Source organism: Kitasatospora sp. NPDC001132 (assembly GCF_053598415.1).
Genome location: NZ_JBSFKF010000015.1, coordinates 1 through 21,024, shown reverse-complemented (window position 1 = coordinate 21,024; position 21,024 = coordinate 1). Strand labels below are relative to the sequence as shown.

Sequence of the window (21,024 nt, the reverse complement as noted above, 5' to 3'; positions counted from 1 at the left end):
CGCGGCGAGTGCTCAGCCCGTTCGGCCGAGTACGTGGCCGCCGAAACCCCCGCCGCCGGTGAACTGTTGCTGCCACCAGGCGGTCATGGCCGGCTCGTCCATCCCCGACCAGTCCGGCGCCGCGGTGACCTGGGCCCGGCCGAGGGTGCGGCCCAGATCGACCAACTCCCGCCCGGACACCGTCCGTTCGCGGTCGTAGGCGGCCAGCAGGGCCGGCCAGGAGCCGTGCTCCCGTCCGGCCAGCTCGAAGGCGTGGGCGTCCTGCATCGCCTTCACCACGCCGCTGGTGTTGTGCGGGCGCACCACGGTGGCCGCGTCCCCGCCGATCAGCAGCCGGCCGGCCGTGCGGTGCGGGGCCGCCAGGTCGTAGATCGGCTGCAGGAAGGTCCGTTCGCGCGGGGTCAGGGTGACCAGGCCGGCCCAGTACGGCGGCAGGTGTCGCTCGGCGAGCTGCCGCAGTTCGTCCAGCTGTCCGTCGCCGAGGGTGCCCGCCGGGATGCTGGTCGGGCCGTCGAGCCGCAGCCAGGCGGGGGTGGGGGCGTAGAAGACCCAGTTCACCCGGGTGCGGCCGGGCTCGACCCCGGGGATGCGGTAGATCACCACCTGGCCGCCGGGGTAGCAGGCGGTGACGCACTGTTCCTCGGGCCAGGGCGCCGCGCCGCCGGGCAGTTCGGCCAGCAGGGCGGAGTCGTAGCTGCCGCGCCAGCACACGTACCCCGCGTACTCGGGCCCGGCCTGTGGGCAGACGGCGGCGCGGACCACCGAGCGGTAGCCGTCGGCGCCGATCACCAGGTCGTACTCCTCGCGGCCGCGACCCGCTTCGGCCCAGGCGCCGTCCCGGCCGTTGCCGACGGCCGTCACGGTGGTGCCCAGCCGGAACTCGACCTGCTCGGGCGTCCGTTCGCGCAGCGCCTGCCAGAGCACGCCCCAGTGGTGGGAGTGGAACGGGAAGGGCTGGGCCCAGAGCAGCCGCCCGCAGCCGTCGGGTCCGTCGCCCTCGCCGACCGCGCCGCGGGTGACCCAGCGGCGGACGGTGAGCCGGTGGCGGCGGGTGTCGGCGTCGAGGTGCCCGGCCCGGACCAGCTCGTCGAAGCGGTCGTTGTGGGTGCACAGCCCCACGCCGCGGTCCTCCGGACGGTCGGGGCTGCGTTCCAGCACCACCACCCGTTCCGCGCCGAGCCGGGCGGCGGCGCCGGCGAAGGCGCTCCCGGCGATGCTGCCCCCGACCACGGCCACCGAGCCACCCCGCACAGTCGCCCCTCTCCCGAGCTCGCGATGCGCCCACCCTGTCCGGGACACGACGATACGCCGCCCGTCCGCTCCGGGTGCCGTGTTCTGCGCCATGCGGAGGGCGCACCGGAGCGGGCTCCCAGGCTTTATGCAACTAGTTGCATATCCCGCAGCCCGTCCCCTACTCTGCGGTAACCAACGACCCCCGCCCGCGCCCCAGGAGACGTCGATGAGCGCCCACCCCGGCAGCAGCCGCTACCCGCACCTGCTCAGCCCGCTCGACCTCGGCTTCACCACCCTGCCCAACCGCGTGATCATGGGCTCGATGCACGTCGGCCTGGAGGAGGCCCCCGGCGGCTACGAGCGGATGGCCGCCTTCTACGCCGAGCGGGCCCGCGGCGGCGTCGGCCTGATCGTCACCGGCGGCATCGCCCCCAACGAGGCCGGGCGTCCCTGGGAGGGCGGCGCGATGCTGACCACCGAGGAGGAGGCCGACAAGCACCGGACGGTCACCGACGCGGTGCACGCCGCCGGCGGGAAGATCGCCCTGCAGATCCTGCACTTCGGCCGCTACGCCTACCACCGCGACCTCGTCGCCCCCAGCGCGATCCAGGCCCCGATCAGCCCCTTCACGCCCAACGAGCTCACCGCCGAGCAGGTCGAGCAGACCATCGAGGACTTCGCCCGCTGTGCCGAACTCGCCCGCCGCGCCGGGTACGACGGCGTCGAGATCATGGGCTCCGAGGGCTACCTGATCAACGAGTTCGTCGTCGCCGCCACCAACCACCGCGAGGACGAGTGGGGCGGGGCGTACGAGCAGCGGATGCGCTTCCCGGTGGAGATCGTCCGCCGGGTCCGCGAACGGGTCGGCGAGGACTTCATCATCGTCTACCGGCTCTCCATGCTCGACCTGGTCCCCGGCGGCTCCACCCTGGAGGAGGTCGTGCGGCTCGCCCAGGCCGTCGAGGCCGCCGGGGCGACCATCATCAACAGCGGCATCGGCTGGCACGAGGCCCGCATCCCCACCATCGCCACCTCGGTGCCGCGCGGCGCCTTCGCCTGGGTGACGAAGGAGGTGATGGGGAAGGTCGGCATCCCACTGGTCACCACCAACCGCATCAACACCCCTGAGATCGCCGAGAAGTTGCTCGCCGAGGGCAGTGCCGACCTGGTCTCGATGGCCCGCCCGCTGCTCGCCGACGCCGACTTCGTCGCCAAGGCCAGGGCGGACCGCGCCGAGGCCATCAACACCTGCATCGGCTGCAACCAGGCCTGCCTCGACCACACCTTCAGCCTCCAGATCACCTCCTGCCTGGTCAACCCGCGCGCCTGCCACGAGACCGAACTCATCCTCGGGCCCACGCGGTCGCGCAAGCGGATCGGCGTCGTCGGGGCGGGGCCGGCCGGACTCGCGTTCGCCGTCTCCGCCGCCGAACGCGGCCACGACGTCACGCTGTACGACGCCGCCGAGACGATCGGCGGGCAGCTGAACATCGCCCGGCGCATCCCCGGCAAGGAGGAGTTCGACGAGACGCTGCGCTACTTCCGCACCCGGCTGGCCGAGTTGGCCGTCACGCTGCGGCTCGGCGCGAGCGTCACCGCCGAGCAGCTGGCCGGGCACGGCCACGACGAGATCGTGCTCGCCACCGGCGTCACCCCGCGAACTCCCGCCGACATCCCGGGAATCGACCACCCCAGCGTGCTCGGCTACCTCGACGTGCTGCGCGACGGCGCGCCGGTCGGCGAGCGGGTCGCCATCCTCGGCGCGGGCGGCATCGGCTTCGACGTGGCCGAGTTCCTCACCGACCCGGGCGACGCGGCGAGCCTCAACCCGCCCGCGTTCCAGGCCAAGTGGGGCATCGACCCGGAGTACCGCGAGCGCGGCGGCCTGCGCGCCCCGGAGCGGCCGAAGCCCCCGCGCAGCGTCCACCTGCTCCAGCGCAAGACCACCAAGGTCGGCGCCGGCCTCGGCAAGACCACCGGCTGGATCCACCGCACCGAACTCAAGCACCGCGGCGTGGTGATGGTCCCCGGTGTCACCTACGAGCTGATCGACGACGCCGGGCTGCACCTCACCGTGGACGGCGAGCGCCAACTCCTGCCCGTGGACACCGTCGTGCTCTGCACCGGCCAGGAGCCGCGCCGCGACCTGTACGAGGCGCTGCGCGAGCGCGGCCTGTCGGTGCACCTGATCGGCGGCGCGGACGTGGCCGCCGAACTGGACGCCAAGCGCGCCATCAAGCAGGGCACCGAGCTGGCCGCCTCGCTCTGAGGCCCCGCGCCCCCGGGCCCGGACGACTCGCGCGGGCCGGCGCAACCGGCTGTTCCTGAACCTGATCGCGGTGGGCACCGTGGTCGTCAGTGCGCTCAAGATCGCCACCGGGGAGGGGATCGACTCCGCGTTGGTGGCCCTGCTGATCGCCGCCGTGGGCCTGATCCTCGTGCTGCCCCGGCTCCAGGCGAGCCAGTTCCACCGGCTGGCCGCCGACAAGGGCGAGTACGAGGTCACCGCCGAAGCCGTCGGCGTGACCATCGCCAACCGCCACTCCACCAGCACCCTGACCTTCCGCGCCCGCCCGGGGCTGAGCCGGGCCCGCCGCCCGCGACGGGCCCCGTACGATCGACGGCATGTCGCTGCCGCACGCCATCCTCACCGCCCTGCTGGAGAAGCCGTCCTCGGGGCTGGAGCTGACCAGGCGGTTCGACAAGTCGATCGGCTTCTTCTGGCCCGCCACCCACCAGCAGATCTACCGCGAACTGGGCCGGCTGGAGGCCTCTGGGCACATCCGGAACCTCCAGCCGGAAGGACCGGTGCGCGGGCAGCGGAAGGAGTACGAGGTCCTGCCCGAGGGCCGCGCCGAACTCGCCCGCTGGACCGCCGAAGGCGCCGAGCCGCGCGCCGTCCGGGAGCCCCTGCTGCTGCGGCTGCGAGCGGCCGCGGTGGTCGGCACGGACGGGCTGACGGCCGAGCTGGAACGCCATCTCGCCCTGCACCGCGAGCAGTTGGACGACTACCGGGAGATCGAGCGGCGCGACTTCCCGGCCGAGCGGGCGGACGCCGAGAACCGGCTCCAGCACGCGGTGCTGCGGGCCGGCATCGGGCTGGAGACCTTCTGGGTGCAGTGGCTCGCCGAGACCCTGGAAGCCCTCGGAGCGCTACCGGCCACAGAGCCGGCGGAAGGTGCCTGACCTGCGCGGATCCCCGCCCGCGCGCCCCCTCGGAACCCCGGTGGGACACTGGTGGCTGTCCCTGCCCGAACTCTCGACCGGGGGCCCCGCATGTCCCGTCCCAGGCCCATCCACACCCTCGCCGCCGCGGCCGCCGCCCTGGCGGTGCTCCTGGGCCCGGCAACCCTGCCGGCGTCCGCCGCACCGACCGAGGACCTCCCCTCCGCCGACCAGCTGAAGTCGGCCCTGCTGACCGCGTCCGACCTCGGCCCCGACTGGACCGAGATCCCGGTGACGCAGAGCCCAAGCCCCGGCGCGAGCCCGTCGTCCCCGGTGACCGGCTGCGCCGCGCTCAACGCCCTGATCAACATGTACGTCACCCAGCCGGGCGCGCCGATCCCGCGCGCCGAGACCGAACTCGACGGTCCGGACGGCAACCCGATGGTCACCCAGGCCCTGGCGGCCGAGGCGCCCGACCGGCTCACCGCCGACCTCAACTCCGCCGCCGACGCCCTGAAGACCTGCCACACCATCACCTTCACCTCCGGCACCGCCGACACCGTGACCTTCACCGCCACCCCGGTGACCCTCGGCGAGCGCAAGGACGCCCCCGCCGTCCACCTCGACGGCACCCTGGCCGGCGTCCGACTCGACGGCTACGTCGGCGTCGAGCGCTTCGGCACGGTGGCCATGGTCTTCGGCTACTTCGAACGCCAGGGCGGCAACGAGCAGGACGCCCAGGACGCCTCGATGCGGTACCGCACGGCCGTCGCCAAGGTCGAGCACACCCTCGGCACCCAGGCCGGCAGCACCACCGCCCCCACCGCCGTGGCCTCCGAAGGTCAGCGCGTCTGAGCGGTCGTGACCACACCGGTCGCACCCGGTGGAACCGCCCGAAGCCGGGACGCGCCTTCACGCGGGCGTAGTCACCGGGGAGCCGGGTGACGGGCCGGGACCCGCCCGGTGGGCGGCCGCACCCCCGTGACGGCCGCCCACCGGGCGGGTCCGCCGGCGCCTACGGGTGGTAGACGACCTCGGGGAAGGCCTTCGACGGGCCGTCGAGCAGCCTGCCGTGGTGGCGGTTGCGCAGGTGGAGGTCGAAGAAGGCGAGCGGGTAGGCCTGTTGGACGAGGATCCCGCGCTGCGGGTCGAGGGTGCCCACCTGGGACCGGATCTGCTGCTCGGTCATGCCGAGCAGCCTGCCCGCCTGGGGGATCAGCGTCATGGTGTCGCCGTACGAGCCGTGCACGGCGCCGGTGGCCTGGACGTCCAGGCGCCAGCCGCGCAGGTGGCCCCAGAAGGTCTCGGCGTACGGGTTGGTGGCCCGGGCGAAGTCGGCGGTCATCATCATGAACGGCCGGTCGATGTCGGTGGTGATGGCGGGGTTGCACGCCATCGGCCCGTCCAGCGAGAGCCCGGCGCGGATGCGCCGGTCGGCGACCATGGCGAGGGCCGTTCCGGTGCCGCCCTTGGACCAGCCGAAGGCGCCGATGTTCCGCGCGTCCAGACCGCCGAGCAGGCCGGACGGCAGGGTGCGGCCGTCGACGTCCGGGTTGCGTCCGTCGGCGAGGCCGACGACCTGGTCGAGCAGGAAGAGCAGGTCGGCGGCGTAGTCCCTCGGGTACAGCCCCGGGAAGGGGGCGTCACGGGTCACGACGGTGCCGTCCGGGAACTCGGTGAACCCGTCGTGGGTGTGGTCGACGGTGACGACGGCGAAGCCGTGGCTGGCCAACTCCTGGACCACGACGGTGTGGTCGGCGCGGTGGCTGCCCGCGCCGTGCGAGTAGAGGACGACGGGCAGCGGCCGGCCGGACCGGTGGACGGGCGCGCCCTGGTGGCCCGAGGTGAGCGGGGCGAGCGAGAGGGGCAGCGGGTAGCCGGCGTCGTCGAGGAAGGCCTTCAGGGCGCCCTCGGTCATCCAGGGCGCCGGCGGGTACGAGTCGGCGTCCGCGGCCCGGGCCGGGTACCAGACGGTGGCCATCAGCTCGCGGAACCGTCCGGGCCTGGCGTTCGGGTCCGGCCGGGACTCGTCGCGCAGGTGCAGCGGCACCATGCCCACCGGGAACGGGCCGGTCGGCGCGGGCAGGGTGAGCCGGGAGGGGGCGGCGGTGCCGGAGGAAGCGGGAGCGGTGGCGGCCGAGGCGGTGCGGGCGAGGCCCAGCGGAGCGACGGCGCCCAGCGCGAGGGCGGCGCCCAGCACCCGGCGGCGGGTCGGTCCGGAAGGGGAGGCGGTCGGCGTGGTGTCCATGCGCGGAACGCTGTCACGGGCGCCGAGTGGGCGGCATCGGCCCACCGATTGATCCTCCGTCACCCCGCGTCGGCCCACGGATTTACATCCCCGGGCCGATGCGGACGGGGAGGCTCGGATGAAATCCTTGTCGATCAGCATCTGCAGCACATTGACGTGGAAGTCCGGGAAGTCCGCCGCAGGTGGCGGCCCGGGGCCCGGCCGGGTGAAGATCGAAATGCGCGGGCGGCCGCCGCCCGCCACGGTGGGACCGTGGCCTCGATCGTCGTCCTCTTCGAACTGGGCCCGGACCAGGCCCTCGGCCCCGAGGGTGTCGGGCCGGGCGTGGTCGCGGTGCACGCCGCCGGCCAGGACCCGGACGTCCCGGAGGACCCGCAGGCGCGAACCCTCTGCGGACTGGACACCGCCCCGATGGAGCACGCCCACTACCGCCCCGCCCGACCCGGCGAGCCCTGGTACCCGCTCGAGTTGGAGCAGCAGCGGTGCCGGCTCTGCGAGGCGGCGCTGCACCGGCTCTGAGGGCGGCCGGGCCCGCCCCCGGTCGGCGGGCCCGCTCAGGCGAAGCCGACCTCGGTGAAGCGGCAGCCTCCGCGCTCGGCGTGGGAGAGGACCGGGCCCGGCGAGAGCCGCGGGGCCTCGCGGAAGTACTGGCGGAAGCCCGACGCGCGGAACCTCAGGTCGAAGGAGTGGCCCTCGACGTGCCAGTGCGGCGAATCCCGGTTGCCGTCGTCCGGGGCCCGTCGGTGCAGGTCGGCGATCTCCAGCTCCGGGGCGGTCCTCCTGAAGTCGAGACCGCCGTCCAGGTCCCACACCCCGTCGAAGACGAGCGTCGCGGGGGCGACCCAGAAGGAGAAGGTCTTCGCGGGCCGGACCGGGTCGACCCAGCGGACGACGTAGTCGAGGTCGAGGAGGAGTCGGGCCTCGAACTCGTCACCCTGCTGCACGTACAGGCCGTGGACGGTGGCGTCGTGCCAGCCCATCTCCTCGAAGTCGGCGTCGCTCCAGACGCTCTTCGAGAGACCTGATTCCGGATGGGCGGCGCTGTTCACGCCCCTATCCAACCAGACCGGGGACGGGCGGCCCTCATTCGGCCGTTCCGGGACCCTGAGCACTCCTTCCGCGTCACACTTCCTCAGCAGACCTTTGCGCCCGGTGTCCGGGACGGCGGAACCGGGTCTCATCCCTCGACGGGAAGGCTTGACCATGAGTCGATCTGGTACGCGTCCGAGAGTCCTCATAGTCGGGGCGGGCCTGGCCGGTACCGCCACGGCGATCCGGCTGCTCTGCTTCGCGCGCAGACCGCTGGAGGTCGTCCTGCTGGAGCGGCGCTCCGACTACCGCTGCGCGGGCGTCGCCTACCACCGGGACGGCAACCCCTGGGACTACGTGTTCAACATCCAGGCCGGCCGGATGTCGGTGTTCCGCGAGGACGTCCTGGACTTCGTCCGCTGGGCCAACCACGAGGCGGACCGCGGTGGTTGGCCGGAGCCCTGGGCCGGGCTCCGGTTCGTCGAACAGGGGCCGGCGCCGCGGCGGATCTTCCAGGACTACCTGGACGACCGGCTGGCCGAAGCGAGACGCGAAGCCTGTCCGGGGGTGGTGCTCGTCGAGGCGGACGGCGACGCGGTCGATCTGGAGGTCGGCCCCACCGGCGTCGACGTGACGGTCGAACAGCCGGCCCCCGACGGGCCCCCGGTGGTGACCGTGCTACGCGCCGACCACGTCGTCCTGGCGACCGGCCTCGAACTCCGGGAGCCGGCCTTCGCCTCCGAGGTCCGTACGCACGCGTCCTTCATCCGCAACCCGTACTCCGCGGCCGGGATCCGCAAGCTCGTCTCGCTGCCCTCCGGGGCGGACGTCGCGATCGTCGGTTCCGTCCTGAGCGCCTACGACTCGGCGGGCCTCCTGCTGCGCCGGGGCCACACCGGGAGGATCCGGCTGATCTCCAGGACCGGGACGCTGTTCCGGACGTACCCCGACGGCCACGAGCACGGCGTGTTGAGCCTGCCCTGTCCGAAGACCCTGTTGCAGCCGTACCGGAACCGCGCGGAGTTCCTCGACCGGGTCCGGGCCGAGTGGGACACGGCGTGCTCGACGGTCGTCCGGGAGCATCCCGAGGTCTCCCCGGTGGTGGTCGCCGAGCGGGTGGTCAAGGCGTGGGAGCCGCACCTGCCCGAGGCCATCGAGCGCATTCCCACCGCCGAACTGCGCGGCTTGCTGGATGAGTTCGGCACCGCGCTGGCCGCGCTGCGGGTCGGGGTGCTGGAGTACACCATGGCGGTCATCGAGCGGGCGCTGGACCGGGCGGACGGGACGGACGGGGCGGTGGAGCTGGTCGTCGGCAGGGTGGAGGCGGTCGTCCCGGCGGAGTCGGGCCGGCTGCTGGTGTCGGTCGTCTCCGGGGAGGAGAAGCACGCGATCGAGGCCGACCTGGTGGTGTCCAACTTCGGCCGGGAGTCGGACTACACCAGGGTCGAGCAGCCGCTGTGGCGCAACCTCCTGCGGCGCGGGCTCGCGGTGCCCCACGAGCGCACCGGGCGCGGCCTGGAGGTCGACGGGCGGGGGGCGCTGCTGGGCTCCGGCGGGGAGTCCGGACCGGTCTCCGCGGTCGGCGCGCTGCGGGAGGGCGACGAGATCGTGCGCAACGGCCGGACGGGTGCGTTCACCTTCAACCTCGCCGCGATCAAGAACCATTCGATCGCGGTCGCCGCCCACGTGGTCGAGCGGCTGGAACCGGAGGAGGACGTTTCGTTCGAGGAGGTCTCCCAGGGCCTGGTCCGGCGCCCCGGCGCCCTCGGCAATCTGGAGGAAGCGGTCCGGGAGGGATTCGAGGACGCTGTGTTACTGGAGGCCAGGAGAATGGCCTCGCGCGGTCGGATCGAGCGTGAACTGCTCGATTCCCGGCTGGACGCCCGTATTCGGTCCATGGGTGACCGTCCGACCCGTCCGACGGACGCCGCCCGGTACGACCGCCTGATGAGGGCGGTCGTCAACCGGGTCGCGGTCGAACGGCTCACCGATGTTTCCGTGACACCACGGCAACTGCGTCGACAGCTGGGAATGGCGACCGCCGGAGAACAGGAGGACTAGTTGAACGGGCGACGGATTCAGGGATCCCTGCTGACCGGTGGCATTCAGAGCGAAGTGCGCGGTACCTGCAATCGCACGAGACGTCCACTCGACGGATCCATCCTCGTCGCCCCCTCCCTCCACGCCGGCCTGTACGACGCGATCGTGGCGGCGGCCGCCGTCGTCTGCGGTTCGGGCGGGCTCACCGGCCACATGCAGTCCCTCTGCCGCGGCCGGGGCATACCGGTGCTCCGGGTCGACGAGGCGGACCTCGCCGACCTGGTCGGCGAGGCGGTGCTGGACCTCGACAGCGAGTCGATCGTGGTCGAGTCCGGCGCCGCCGCCGGGAGCGACCCGGGCTCCGGGGTCGGGAGCCCCTCGCTGGACGACCTCGGCTCGGCCTGCGCGGTCATCGCGGACATGCAGGACATCCGGACGATCAACTCCTGCGGGCCGAACGCGAAGCGGGTCGACTGCTTCTTCATCCGGGAGGAGTTCCTCTGCCTGGCGGCGGCGCTGAGCCCGCTCGACGCCCTGGAGGGCGGCCCGGCCGAAGCGGCGGCCTACGGTCGGGCCCTCGCGGACCGGCTGTGCGGCTTCGTCGAGGCGCTGCTGCCCGGCCAGCGGCTGGTCCTGAGGCTCCTGGACCTGCGCTCCGACCACGCCGCCAGCGTCACCGAGCTGGCCCCGGTCGCGGTCGAGCCCAACCCCGAACTGGGCCTGCACGGCGCCCGCTGGCTGCTGGGGTCGGCCGCCTACCGGGACGCGCTGCACGCCATGCTCGGTTCGCTGCGCGAGCGGCTCGGCGAGGACGCCGGCCTGGTGCGGCTCTCCGTCCCGTTCCTCAACGACGCGCAGGAGTTCGCCCGGCTCAGGGCGCACCTGGAGCTGCCGGCCGAGGTGCCGCTGTCCGCGTTCATCGAGACGCCGGCGGCGGTGCACGCCACGGCGGAGATCTGCGCGGCCGGGGCCAGCGAACTGTTCGTCGGGGTCAAGGACCTGGTGCAGTTCTACCTGGCCGCGGACCGCGGCAACCACCTGGTGGCGGAGTCCTACCAGACCCGGCACCCGGCCGTCCTGGACGGCGTGCGCAGGGTGGTGGAGTCCGCGCGTGCCGCGGGCACCCCGGTGCGAGTGTTCTCGCTGGGCACGGACCTCGCCCACTACCTCGCCCATGTGCCCACCCCGGACGGCTACATGATGTGCACCGCCGAGCTCCGTTCCCTCGTGCTCCGGTCCTGAGCGAGGCCGGTGGACGGAAGTCGGGGGCGCGAATACTACAACCCTCTTGTCATTGTCGGGAGTTGGCCCAAGGCTCCACCCGTATCGGTGAATCTTACATGCAGTCAGTTTCCTTCCGGTCGGATGTGATCAGGATGCGGTCAGTAATCCGTCCACGGAAAGGGTTGTTGGTATGACCAGCATCAGCGGAGAGCCGATCCCGGCGATCACCGAGGCCACGCTCACCGACATCGCCACCAACGGCATCTGGGGCGACGGCCTCACCCCCAGCGCGTCCACCCTCGGCGTGGCCGAGGCGCTGCTCGCCGCGCTGCGGGGTGAGGAGGTGCAGCTGCCGCCGGTGCTGGCGGAATTGGTCGGGGAGGTACGGGCGAAGGCCGAGACCGACCTCCACGGCATCGACGGCGCCGGTGACGTCCGGCTGTCGGGGCTCGCCATCAAGCTCCGCGACGGCGAGCCCCACCCGGCGGTGATCGTCCCGGCCGGCTGGAACCCGTTCGGCTGGCTGCCCTTCCTGTACCTGTACCTCAAGCTGGCGCAGAAGGGGTACCACGTCCTCGCGTACACCCCTCGCGGGATCGGCTACAAGGGCTGGCTGTCGACCTCCGGGGGCCACATCGACGTCGGCGGCGACAAGGACTGGGCCGACGGCTCGAAGGTGATCGACTTCGCCGAGCGGTACTTCGGCCCCACCAAGATCGGCTTCTTCGGCGAGTCCTACGGCTCCGGGATCAGCCAGCTGGTCGCCGCCCACGACCCGCAGAACCGCGTTGCCGCCGTCGTCGCCCTGAGCACCTGGGGCAACCTCGCCACCAGCCTCTACGCCAACGGCACCCGGCACCTGGCGGCCGTCGAGGCCCTGATCGGCTTCACCGGCGGCGCGATGGAGGAGAAGTTCGACGAGGAGGGCCGGCGGATCCTCACCGACTTCCGCAACGGCGTGAACCTCGACGCCGTGGTGGAGTGGGGCGCCAGGCGCTCCCCGCAGACCTACGTCGACAGGACGAACGAACGCGGCATCCCGACCTTCATCTCGAACACCTGGCACGAGACGCTCTTCCCGGTCGGCCCGGTGATCGAGACCTTCGACGCGCTCACCGTGCCGAAGCACCTGAACCTGTGGATCGGCGACCACGGCGCCCCCGAGGGTCCCGGCCTGGTGGGCGTGCCGCTCGGCTGGCCGTTCCCCGGGCTGGCGGTGCCGATCCAGGAGGCCTACGACTGGCTGGACCACCACCTGCTCGGGGCCGCCAACGACGTGCCGAACTGGCCGCAGGTGATCAACCAGTCCATGTTCACCTACGAGACCACCGGCACCGGCATCGGCGGCAGGCGGATCACCGTCCCGGCGCACCGGGAGTCGTACTCCTCCTGGAGCGAGGTCACCACCGGCGGCGAGACGTGGAACCTCACCGGCGAGGGCACGCTGAGCGACAAGCCGACCGCCGGGTGGTCGCAGGACTTCATCGCCGGCAACCCGACCGAGGCCAACGCGGGTGAACTCCTCAAGACAGGGGAGAAGGAGTGGTTCGGCAACCCCAAGCGGTACGACTCGGAGCAGTTCGAGCCGTCGCGGCTGCTGTCCTGGTCGACGGAGGCACTGACGGCCCAGGGCGGTGCCGCGGCCCGCCGCATCCGGGGCGCCGCGGAGGTCCGGCTGACGGTGCGCAGCACCGGGGACACCGCGACCCTGGTGGCCTACCTGTTCGACATCGCCCCGGACGGCAGCGCGCGGATCATCACCCACGAGCCGTACACCGCGACCGGGCTGACCCCGGGCGAGGACGCCACCGTCAGCTGGAAGCTCCAGGCCACCTCGTACGACGTGGCGGCCGGACACCGGCTGGCGCTGGTCGTCACCAGCGCCGACCCGCTGTACCTGCCCGCGGCCTGGGCCCAGGTCGCCAGCACCACCACCATCGGCTCGCCGCGCGGCAGCGAGTCCCGCCTGGAGCTGCCGCTGGGCTGATTCCGGACCGTGCTCGACGACGACGGCCCGCCGCCTGGCCGCGGCGGGTCGTTCCCGGCCCCCAGGCTCCCCGCGCCGCGCCCCTCAGGTCAGTTCGTGGGCGGTCCCGCGGACCAGGGCGCGGGCCCTGGGGGAGTCCATGGGGTGGGCGAAGAGGTACCCCTGGCCGAGCGGGCAGCCCATGGCGGTGAGCAGGTCGCGCTGATCGGGGGTCTCGATGCCCTCGGCGATCACCTGGACCCCGAGGGTGTCGGCGATCCGGGTGATGCCCTCGACCAGGGCGTACTGCTGGGGCGAGTGGCCGAGCCCGTCGATGAAGGACTTGTCGATCTTGAGCAGGGAGATCGGGAACTCGCGCAGGTAGGACAGCGAGGAGTAGCCGGTGCCGAAGTCGTCGATGGCGATGCCGACGCCGAGGTCGGACAGGGTGGCCATGTCGGCGTGGATGCGGTCGTCGCGGCGCATCAGCACGGTCTCGGTGAGCTCCAGGACGAGGGTGCGCGGGTCGATGCCGGTGGTGGCCAGCGCCCGGCGGACCACGTCCACGAAGCCGGCGTCGCGGAACTGCCGGGCGGAGACGTTGACGTTGACCCGCAGCGGCGGCCGGCCGGCGGCCATCCGGACCGCCGAGCTCGTGGCCTGCCAGGCGGCGACCTCCTGGGCGGCGCGCTCCAGCACCCAGGCGCCGAGCGGGACGATCTGGCCGCTCTCCTCGGCGAGGGCGATGAACTCGTCGGGCAGCACCATGCCGCGCCGGTCGTGCGGCCAGCGGACCAGCGCCTCGAAGGCGACCAGATCGCCCGAACGCAGGTCGACGATCGGCTGGTAGTACAGCTGGAAGGCCGACTCCGCGATCGCCGAGTCCAGGTGCTCGTTCAGTTCGAGCCGCTCCACCATCCCGGTCTGCAGGGCCGGCCGGTAGTGGCGCCACTGGCGGCGGCCGGCCGCCTTGGCGGCGTAGAGCGCGAGGTCGGCGTGGGCGAGCAGCTCGGTCGCGTCCACGCTGTCCTCGGTGGTCGCCACGCCGACGCTGGCCGTCACCCGCACCGCGCCCGACTTGAGCCTGAACGGCTCGGCGAACACCGCCAGCACCCCGTCCGCGATGGTGTCCACGTCCTCCGGCCGCCGCGCGTCCTCCACCAGCACCGCGAACTCGTCGCCGCCGAGCCGGGCGGCGGTGTCCGAGGCGCGCAGCGCGGTGGAGATCCGCAGCGAGACGGCGACCAGCAGCTCGTCGCCGACCGCGTGGCCCTGGGTGTCGTTGACCACCTTGAAGTCGTCCAGGTCGATGAAGAGCACCCCGGTGACGGCCCCGCTGCGCTCGCCCCGGGAGAGCGCGTGGCCGACCCGGTCCTGGAACAGCACCCGGTTGGCCAGCCCGGTCAGCGAGTCGTGGAAGGCCCGGTGGGTCAGCTCGCGCTCCATCTGCCGCTGCTCGGTCACGTCGCGCAGGGTGAGCACCAGGGCGCCGACGGTCGGGTCCGCGCGCAGGTCGTTGAAGCGGACCTCGGCCTCGATCGGGGTGTGGTCCTGGCGCAGCAGCCGCCAGTGCTCGCGCGGCTGCTCGCCCCGGGGCTGGTCGGCCGCCTCGCGCATCTCGCGCATCCGGGCCAGCGCCTTGCCGACCTCCCGGCTGTCCTCGGGCGGCACGAGGTCGGTCAGCGGGGCGCCGGCCAGGTTCGGATGGCCGAGCACCGTCGCGGCGGACGGGGAGGCGTAGCGCACGCCGTCGTCGGCGTCGAGGATCAGGATGACGTCGCTGGAGTTCTGCACCAGGGTGCGGAAGTACAGCTCGCTGTTGCGGCGGGTGACCTCCTGGCTCAGCACCACCCGCTCGACGGCCAGGGCCGCCTGGGCGGCGAGGATCTCCAGCGAGCTCCAGAGGCTGGTCAGCTCCTGCTCGGTGCCGGTGACGATGAGCGCGCCGATCAGCGGGTCGCCGGAGGGGCGCTCGGCCAGGGTGAGCGGGCAGACCAGGGCGTACGGCATGCCGCCGGGGCGGGCGGCACCGGCCCTGGCGGCACCGGGTCCGGTGCCGTCGGCCTTCGCGCCGCCGGCCTTCGGGGCACCGGGCGGGTCGTCGGCTGCCAAGCCCAGGGCGGCCACCGGCAGCAGCAGGGTCTCCCGGACGGCGGCGAGCCGGAGCACCTGGTCGGACGGCGCGGCGTCCCCCGGCGGACGCCGGGCGGTGCCGCTACCGGCGTGCCGGACGTGCAGCACGCCGTCCTCGGTCACCGCGAGCAGGGCGACGTGCCCGGCCTCGGCCGGCATCAGGGTGGAGGCGGCGGACTGGACGGCGTCGGCCACCTCCTCCACGCTGACGGCCGCGGTCAGCCGGGCACCCGCCTCGCGCAGCGCGCGCTCACGGGCCACGGCCTGCCGACGGGCGGAGGCCACCACCGCCAGCCGGGCCAGCACCAGCAGGTAGAGCAGCGCGGAGAAGGCGCCGATCACCCCGGCGTTGCCGGTGTTGCCGGCCAGCGCCTCGATGATCAGGATCGCCGGGGCGATCAGCGAGGCGAGGGTGAGCAGCACCAGCCGGGCGGTGCTCAGGTCCGGCTGCTGGGTGGGCACCGGCCGGGTCAGCTCGACCATCGACGGGTGCAGCGCCGCCGCGCCCCAGGCGGTGTGGAAGGCGGCCCAGCCGAGTTCGACGGGGGTGCCGATGTGCCAGGTGCCGTGCAGTTGGATCAGGCCGTACAGCACGTCGGAGACCAGCAGGCCGAGCGAGCCCAAGGCGAGCAGCCGCAGCGAGCGGGAGGTGCCCCCGTGCGGGGTCAGCAGACGCAGCAGCAGGGCGAGCACGACCACGTCGCCGAGCGGGTAGGCGATCGAGACGGCCTTCTGGAACCAGTCGAGGTCCGGGTTCCGGGCGTACGGGAGGATCAGGTAGATCCAGGCGAGCAGGCCCAGCCCGATGGTGGGGATGAGCGCGTCGAGCAGCCCGGCGCGGTCCTGACGGGCCGTGCGCCAGCGGATGAAGCCCAGCACGCCGACCGCGTACAGCACGTACTCGGCGAGGTAGAAGGCGTCCGCGACGGACGGGAACGGGTTGGGCAGGTGCAGGATGTCCAACTGGACGGCCTGGATCACCTCGCCCACGGTGAAACTGAGGTTGGCGAGCGCCAGCACGTACCAGAACCGCGCGTGCGCGGGCCGGTTGAGGCGGACGCCGACCACGATGGCGGCGACGCCGCCGAGGCCGATGCCCGTCCACCAGATGATCCGCTGGCTCGGATTCGCGTAGTAGATGCCGGTGAACAGCACCATCCAGAGCAGGTAACAGACCATCAGGCGTCGGCACCGGCGAGTCAACGAGGCTACCTCCTCCGCGACATCACCCCGCCGGTCGGGCGGGGAAGTTCGGGCGAGGGCGGGCCGGGTCGGGCGTGCGGCGCCGGCCCGGATGGGACGGATGAGCGCTTTCGCGCAGCAGTGAGGCGTCCGGTGGGGGTGCGACCGGACGTCCTCGACGGTGTAGGAGTGCGTATAGTCGGAAATGTCGCACTCCCCAGCATTCTGCCGCCACAGCACGAGGTCAAGCCGGTGGACGACGCAGCAGACAGCGCACAGGGCGTACGAACGGATGTGAGCTCCGGTCGTCACGCCGTGGTCCGCAACGACGACGGTCAGTACGCGATCTGGCCGGGGGGCTTGACCGTTCCGGCGGGCTGGTGGCAGGTCCACGGGCCGGCCGGACGGGCCGACTGCCGGGCCTGGGTCGAGCGCGAGTGGCGCCCGGCCGAACTGGGCTTCTCCGAGGGCACCCCCGTACGGCGCGCGGCGGCCGGATTCGCGGACACGGTGCACGGACTGTTCCGCGCGCGGGCGGCGCACGACCCGGAGGCGGCCGCCGTCGTCGCCGACGACGCCATGCTGAGCTACCGCGAACTCGACCTAAGCAGCGACCGGTTGGCCGCCGCGCTGCGGGCCCGCGGGGTCGGTCCCGAGCAGGTGGTGCCGGTCTGCCTGGAGCGCGGGGCCGGGCTGGTGACCGCCTGGCTGGCCGTGCTCAAGGCGGGCGGGGCCTTCCTGCCGCTGGACCCGGCCCACCCCCGGCGGCGGTCGGCCCGGCTGGTCGAGGACTGCGGGGCGCGGGTGGTGGTCTGCGACGGCGAGGGCTTTCCGGGGACGGACCGGGTGCCCGTCCCGGCCCCGGTCCCCGACCCGCGCGGCGGCGGCCCCGGGGGCTCACCGTACGCCGGGGACTCGCCGTACGCGGGAGAGCTGCCGCACGTCGGGGAGTTCCTGAGCGACGACGGCGCCGTCCCCGACGACCTCGCCTACCTGATCTACACCTCGGGGACCACCGGCCGCCCCAAGGGCGTGCCCGTCACCCACCGTGCACTGCTGTTCACCCTCGACCGGATCGTCCAGGCCTACCGGCTGCGCCGCGGTGAACGCGTCCTGCACCTGGCCGCGCTGGGCGCCGACACCGCGCTGGAACAGGTGCTCGGCGCGCTGCTGGCGGGCGCTACGGTGGTGCTCGGCGGCGGGAGCGCGGGCGGCACCTGGGCCCCCACCGAACTGGCCGGCCGGCTACCCGGGCTGGGCCTGGCCGTCGCCGACTTCACCCCCGCGTACTGGCACCACCTGCTCGACCTGCTCCCGCCCGGCGGGCCCGGCCCCCGGGAACTGCGGCTGGTGGTGGTCGGCGGGGACTCCGTCCACGCCGACGACTGCCGCCGCTGCCTGGAGCGGCTGCCGGGCGCCCGGCTGGTCAACGCGTACGGGGTCACCGAGGCGGCCGTGACCTCGACGCTCTGCGAGGTCACGGCGGACCTGCTCGGCGGGGCGCCGCACGGTGGCGGGCCGGCGGGCAGCCCCGTCGCGTCCGTGCCGATCGGACGGCCGCTGCCCGGCGTGCGGGTGCACGTGCTCGACGCCCGGCTGCACCCCGTCCGGCCCGGCGAGAAGGGGCAGATCCACCTCGGCGGACCGGGCCTCGCCCGGGGCTACTGGCGGCAGGCCGGGCTCACCGCCGAGTCCTTCCTGCCCGACCCGTACGCGCTGCTGCCCGGTGACCGGATGTACCGCACCGGCGACGCCGGGCGGTGGCGGGCGGACGGGCAGCTGGAGATCCTCGGGCGCTATGACGACCAGGTGAAGGTGCGTGGGTACCGGGTGGATCCGGCCGAGATCGAGGCCGTCCTGGCCGCGCACCCCGACGTCCGGCAGGCCGGGGTCACGGCCCGCGGCGGGGCGGCGGACGGCGGCCGCGCGCTCACGGCGTACTACACGCTCGTCCCCGGGGCGAGCGGCGGGGCGGCCGGAATCCGGGCGTTCCTGGCCGAGCGGCTGCCGGAGTACCTGGTGCCGACCGCGTTCGTGCCGCTGGAGGCGATGCCGCTCACGGCGGCGGGGAAGATCGACCGGGGGCGGTTGCCGCGCGCTCCGGTGCGCGCCGAGGCGGCCGGGCCCGTCCGCGTCCCTGGGCCTGTGCCCGTCCCCGCGCCTGTACCCGTCCTCGCGCCCGATCCCGACCGGGTGGGAGCCGGGGCGGTCGAGGCGGCCGTCGGGCAGCTGTGGGCCGAGCTGATCGGCGTCGAACACGTCGGCCCGGAAGGCGACTTCTTCGCGCTCGGCGGTACCTCGCTGCTCGCCATGGAGATGCTGGCACGGGCCCGGATCATGTTCGGCGTCGAGGTCGGGCAGGTGCGGGCCCTCACCCGGGCGCTGCTGCGCGAGCCCGTCCTGCGGGCCTTCGCGGGGGCGCTGCGGGCGGCGCGCACGGACGCCCCCGCCGGCGCCGTACGGGACACCGACGTCGACTGGTTCGCGGAGGCCCGGCTCACCGAGGACCCCCGGCAGTCCTGGAACCCGGCGCCCTCACGCGCCGACCCCGCCGAGATCCTGCTCACCGGCGCCACCGGCTTCTGCGGCGCCCACCTGCTGGACGCGCTGCTCGCCACCACCCGGGCGCGCATCCACTGCCTGGTCCGCGCACCCGACGAGGAGCACGCGCTGGAACGGCTGCGCGCGGCGCAGCAGCGCTTCCTGCGGCACGACCTCGCCGACCGGCGGGTGGTGCCGCTGGTCGGCGACCTCGCCCGGCCGCGGCTCGGGCTGACGGACCGCCGGTACGACTGGCTGGCCGGGCGCCTGGACGCGATCCACCACCTCGGCGGGCAGGTCAACTTCCTCTATCCGTACCACCAGTTGCGGCAACCCAACGTCGGCGGCACCCGCGAGGTCGTCCGGCTCGCCGGCCACAGCCGGGGCATCCCGGTGCACTACCTCTCCACGCTCGCCGTCCTGGCCGGCTTCGGCGCGGCCGGCATCGCCAAGGTCACCGAGCGGACCCCGCTCGCCCACCCGGAGCGGCTCGGCGTCGGCTACGTCGAGAGCAAGTGGGTCGCCGAACAGCTGCTGCACAACGCGGCCGCCGCCGGGCTGCCGGTCACCGTGCTGCGCACCAACGACGTCACCGGGGACCTCGTGGGCGGGGTGATGAACACCGGCACCGAACTGTGCGCGCTGATCGCCTACCTGGCCGACAGCGGGACCAGCCCGGACGTGCAGCTGCTGCTCGACTTCGTCCCCGCCGACCGCTTCGCCCGCGCCGTCGCCCACATCGCCGCCCACGCGCCCGCCGCCGGCGAGGTCTACCACCTCACCTCCCCGCGGCCGGGCGTCCTCGCCGACCTCGCCGAGCGGCTGCGGGCACGCGGCCACCGGGTCGCCCGACTGCCGTACGGGGACTGGGTGCGGCGGCTGGTCCGGTTCGCCGCCGGGAACCCGACGCACCCGATCGCGCCCTTCGTCCCGCTGTTCGTGGACCGGGCGCCGGGGGCGGAGCTGTCGATCAGCGAGATGTACTTCCGGCCGACGTTCCCGCTGTTCGAGCGGGCGGCAGCGGACGCGGCGCTGGCCGGAAGCGGGATCGAACTGCCGCCGGTGGAGGCGGGGTTGATCGACCACTACCTGGCGGGGCTGGAGCGGGAGGGCTTCCTGCGGGCGGCGGCGTCGTGAGGCCCTTCGAAGGGTCGGAGGGGCTGTCGGGGTCGGAGGCGTTGGCGGGGCTGGAGGCGTTGGCCGGACTGGGGAGGCTGGACGTGCGGCGCGGGCCCGGGGACGGCCCGGTGGCCTTCGGCGGGTCGCTCGGGGCGCTCGGCCCCGGGGGCCTGCTGGCGGCGTACCGGCGCGGGCTGTTCCCGCTGCCGGCGGCGGACGTGTACGCCGGCGCGTACAACGAGGCGGTGTACGGGGACGCGGTCGAGGCGGGAGAGGTGGCGCTGCTGCCGGGCGGGGCGGACCCGTACGCGCTGGCCTGGTGGTCGCCCGACCCCCGGCCGGTGATCGCCCCCGACGGCGTCCGGCTCGGGAGCCGGCTGGCGCGGCGGCTGCGCAACCTGTCCTCGTGGTGGACGAGCGCGGACCGGGCCTTCGGCCGGGTGCTGGAGGGCTGTGCCGAGGGGCGCCAACCGGTCTGGCTCACCGGGGAGTTGGCGGACGTCCTGCTGCGGCTGCACGAGCTGGGGGCGGCGCACAGCGGGGAGGTCTGGGAGGGGGAGGAGCTGATCGGCGGGGTGTTCGGGATCGCGGTCGGCCCGGTGCTGAGCCTGGACTCGATGTTCCACCGCCGCCCGGACGCCGCCCGGGTCGCCGTCGCCGACCTCGGGGCGCGGTTCGCCGCGGCGGGCGGGCGGCTGCTCGACGCCCAGTGGGACGGGCCGCACGTGCGGAGCCTCGGAGCCGAGCCGATGGCGCGCTCGCGGTACCTCGCGGAGCTGACGGACGGGGGCGGGGGTGGAGTTCCCGATGGGGTGCCGCTGCCGGCGGCGCGGCTGGGGAAACCTGCCTGACCTGTGGTTAAACCTGATCGGGTTGGCTTTTTTGGCCTGTCTTCGACAAACTTATTCCTCGTCAGTAACATGACGCCGCGTGTTCAAGCGCTCCATAGGCAGGGCCGCCGGCCCCGCCGTCCTCACCCTCGTCCTCGCCGGGGCCGCCGCGTGCGGGCCGACCAGCCCCGGCCCCTCCCAGGCCGGTGCCGCACCGGCCTTCACCAAGCCGATCGGCGACCGTCCCACCGTCTTCTACGAGTTCATCGAGCGGCACGGTTCGCTCGGCTTCGGCAAGGGCAACTTCAAGGCGC

The 21,024-nt window shown here is 73.7% G+C and carries 14 protein-coding genes; 10 read left to right on the top strand and 4 right to left on the bottom strand.

Annotated features, from left to right (window positions below):
* Positions 1-12: 12 nt before the first annotated feature.
* Positions 13-1,236 (bottom strand): FAD binding domain-containing protein, encoded by a 1,224-nt coding sequence (locus ACWDBE_RS20980; protein WP_449808747.1) that lies wholly within the window; start codon positions 1,234-1,236, stop codon positions 13-15.
* Positions 1,237-1,459: 223 nt separating this feature from the next.
* On the opposite strand from ACWDBE_RS20980, the gene ACWDBE_RS20975 reads away from it, so the two are divergent.
* The 3 genes from ACWDBE_RS20975 (at position 1,460) to ACWDBE_RS20965 (ending at position 5,253) form a co-directional block, all read left to right on the top strand.
* Positions 1,460-3,502, top strand: a complete 2,043-nt coding sequence (locus tag ACWDBE_RS20975; protein WP_449808746.1) for an oxidoreductase — start codon at positions 1,460-1,462, stop codon at positions 3,500-3,502.
* Positions 3,503-3,858: 356 nt separating this feature from the next.
* Complete coding sequence (locus ACWDBE_RS20970; protein WP_449808745.1) at positions 3,859-4,419, top strand: PadR family transcriptional regulator; 561 nt, start codon at positions 3,859-3,861, stop codon at positions 4,417-4,419.
* A 90-nt stretch (positions 4,420-4,509) separates the two neighbouring features.
* Entirely contained in the window at positions 4,510-5,253 is a 744-nt protein-coding gene (locus tag ACWDBE_RS20965) for a hypothetical protein (RefSeq protein WP_449808744.1), read from the top strand.
* Positions 5,254-5,413: 160 nt separating this feature from the next.
* Here ACWDBE_RS20965 and ACWDBE_RS20960 read toward each other — a convergent pair whose 3' ends face one another.
* Entirely contained in the window at positions 5,414-6,646 is a 1,233-nt protein-coding gene (locus tag ACWDBE_RS20960; RefSeq protein ID WP_449808743.1) for an alpha/beta hydrolase family protein, read from the bottom strand.
* A 252-nt stretch (positions 6,647-6,898) separates the two neighbouring features.
* Here ACWDBE_RS20960 and ACWDBE_RS20955 point away from each other — a divergent pair, with 252 nt between their 5' ends.
* Positions 6,899-7,165, top strand: coding sequence for a hypothetical protein (locus ACWDBE_RS20955; RefSeq protein ID WP_449808742.1), 267 nt, complete (start codon positions 6,899-6,901; stop codon positions 7,163-7,165).
* A gap of 35 nt (positions 7,166-7,200) precedes the next feature.
* On the opposite strand, the gene ACWDBE_RS20950 is transcribed toward ACWDBE_RS20955, so the two are convergent.
* Positions 7,201-7,695 carry a hypothetical protein gene (locus ACWDBE_RS20950; RefSeq protein ID WP_449788624.1) on the bottom strand — a complete coding sequence of 165 codons (495 nt, stop codon included), beginning with the start codon at positions 7,693-7,695 and terminating at the stop codon, positions 7,201-7,203.
* A 154-nt stretch (positions 7,696-7,849) separates the two neighbouring features.
* Here ACWDBE_RS20950 and ACWDBE_RS20945 point away from each other — a divergent pair, with 154 nt between their 5' ends.
* The 3 genes from ACWDBE_RS20945 to ACWDBE_RS20935 all read left to right on the top strand — a co-directional run bounded on the left by ACWDBE_RS20945 (position 7,850) and on the right by ACWDBE_RS20935 (position 12,926).
* On the top strand, positions 7,850-9,736 hold the full coding sequence (locus ACWDBE_RS20945) for an FAD/NAD(P)-binding protein (protein WP_449808741.1): 1,887 nt from the start codon (positions 7,850-7,852) through the stop codon (positions 9,734-9,736).
* Positions 9,737-10,957 carry a putative PEP-binding protein gene (locus ACWDBE_RS20940; RefSeq protein WP_449788622.1) on the top strand — a complete coding sequence of 407 codons (1,221 nt, stop codon included), beginning with the start codon at positions 9,737-9,739 and terminating at the stop codon, positions 10,955-10,957.
* Between the two features lie 172 nt (positions 10,958-11,129).
* Entirely contained in the window at positions 11,130-12,926 is a 1,797-nt protein-coding gene (locus ACWDBE_RS20935; protein WP_449788621.1) for an alpha/beta fold hydrolase, read from the top strand.
* A gap of 84 nt (positions 12,927-13,010) precedes the next feature.
* Here ACWDBE_RS20935 and ACWDBE_RS20930 read toward each other — a convergent pair whose 3' ends face one another.
* The gene (locus tag ACWDBE_RS20930; protein ID WP_449808740.1) at positions 13,011-16,241 is read right to left on the bottom strand and encodes an EAL domain-containing protein; all 3,231 of its coding nucleotides are present in this window, start codon (positions 16,239-16,241) and stop codon (positions 13,011-13,013) included.
* 231 nt (positions 16,242-16,472) lie between these two features.
* Here ACWDBE_RS20930 and ACWDBE_RS20925 point away from each other — a divergent pair, with 231 nt between their 5' ends.
* The 3 genes from ACWDBE_RS20925 to ACWDBE_RS20915 all read left to right on the top strand — a co-directional run.
* Entirely contained in the window at positions 16,473-19,898 is a 3,426-nt protein-coding gene (locus tag ACWDBE_RS20925) for an amino acid adenylation domain-containing protein (protein WP_449808739.1), read from the top strand.
* Positions 19,895-20,731: a leucyl/phenylalanyl-tRNA--protein transferase gene (locus ACWDBE_RS20920; RefSeq protein WP_449808738.1), complete on the top strand. Its 837-nt coding sequence runs from the start codon at positions 19,895-19,897 to the stop codon at positions 20,729-20,731. Before ACWDBE_RS20925 ends, ACWDBE_RS20920 begins: the two co-directional genes overlap by 4 nt.
* 79 nt (positions 20,732-20,810) lie before the next feature.
* Positions 20,811-21,024: hypothetical protein (locus tag ACWDBE_RS20915; protein ID WP_449808792.1), on the top strand; the 214-nt coding region annotated here is incomplete at its 3' end.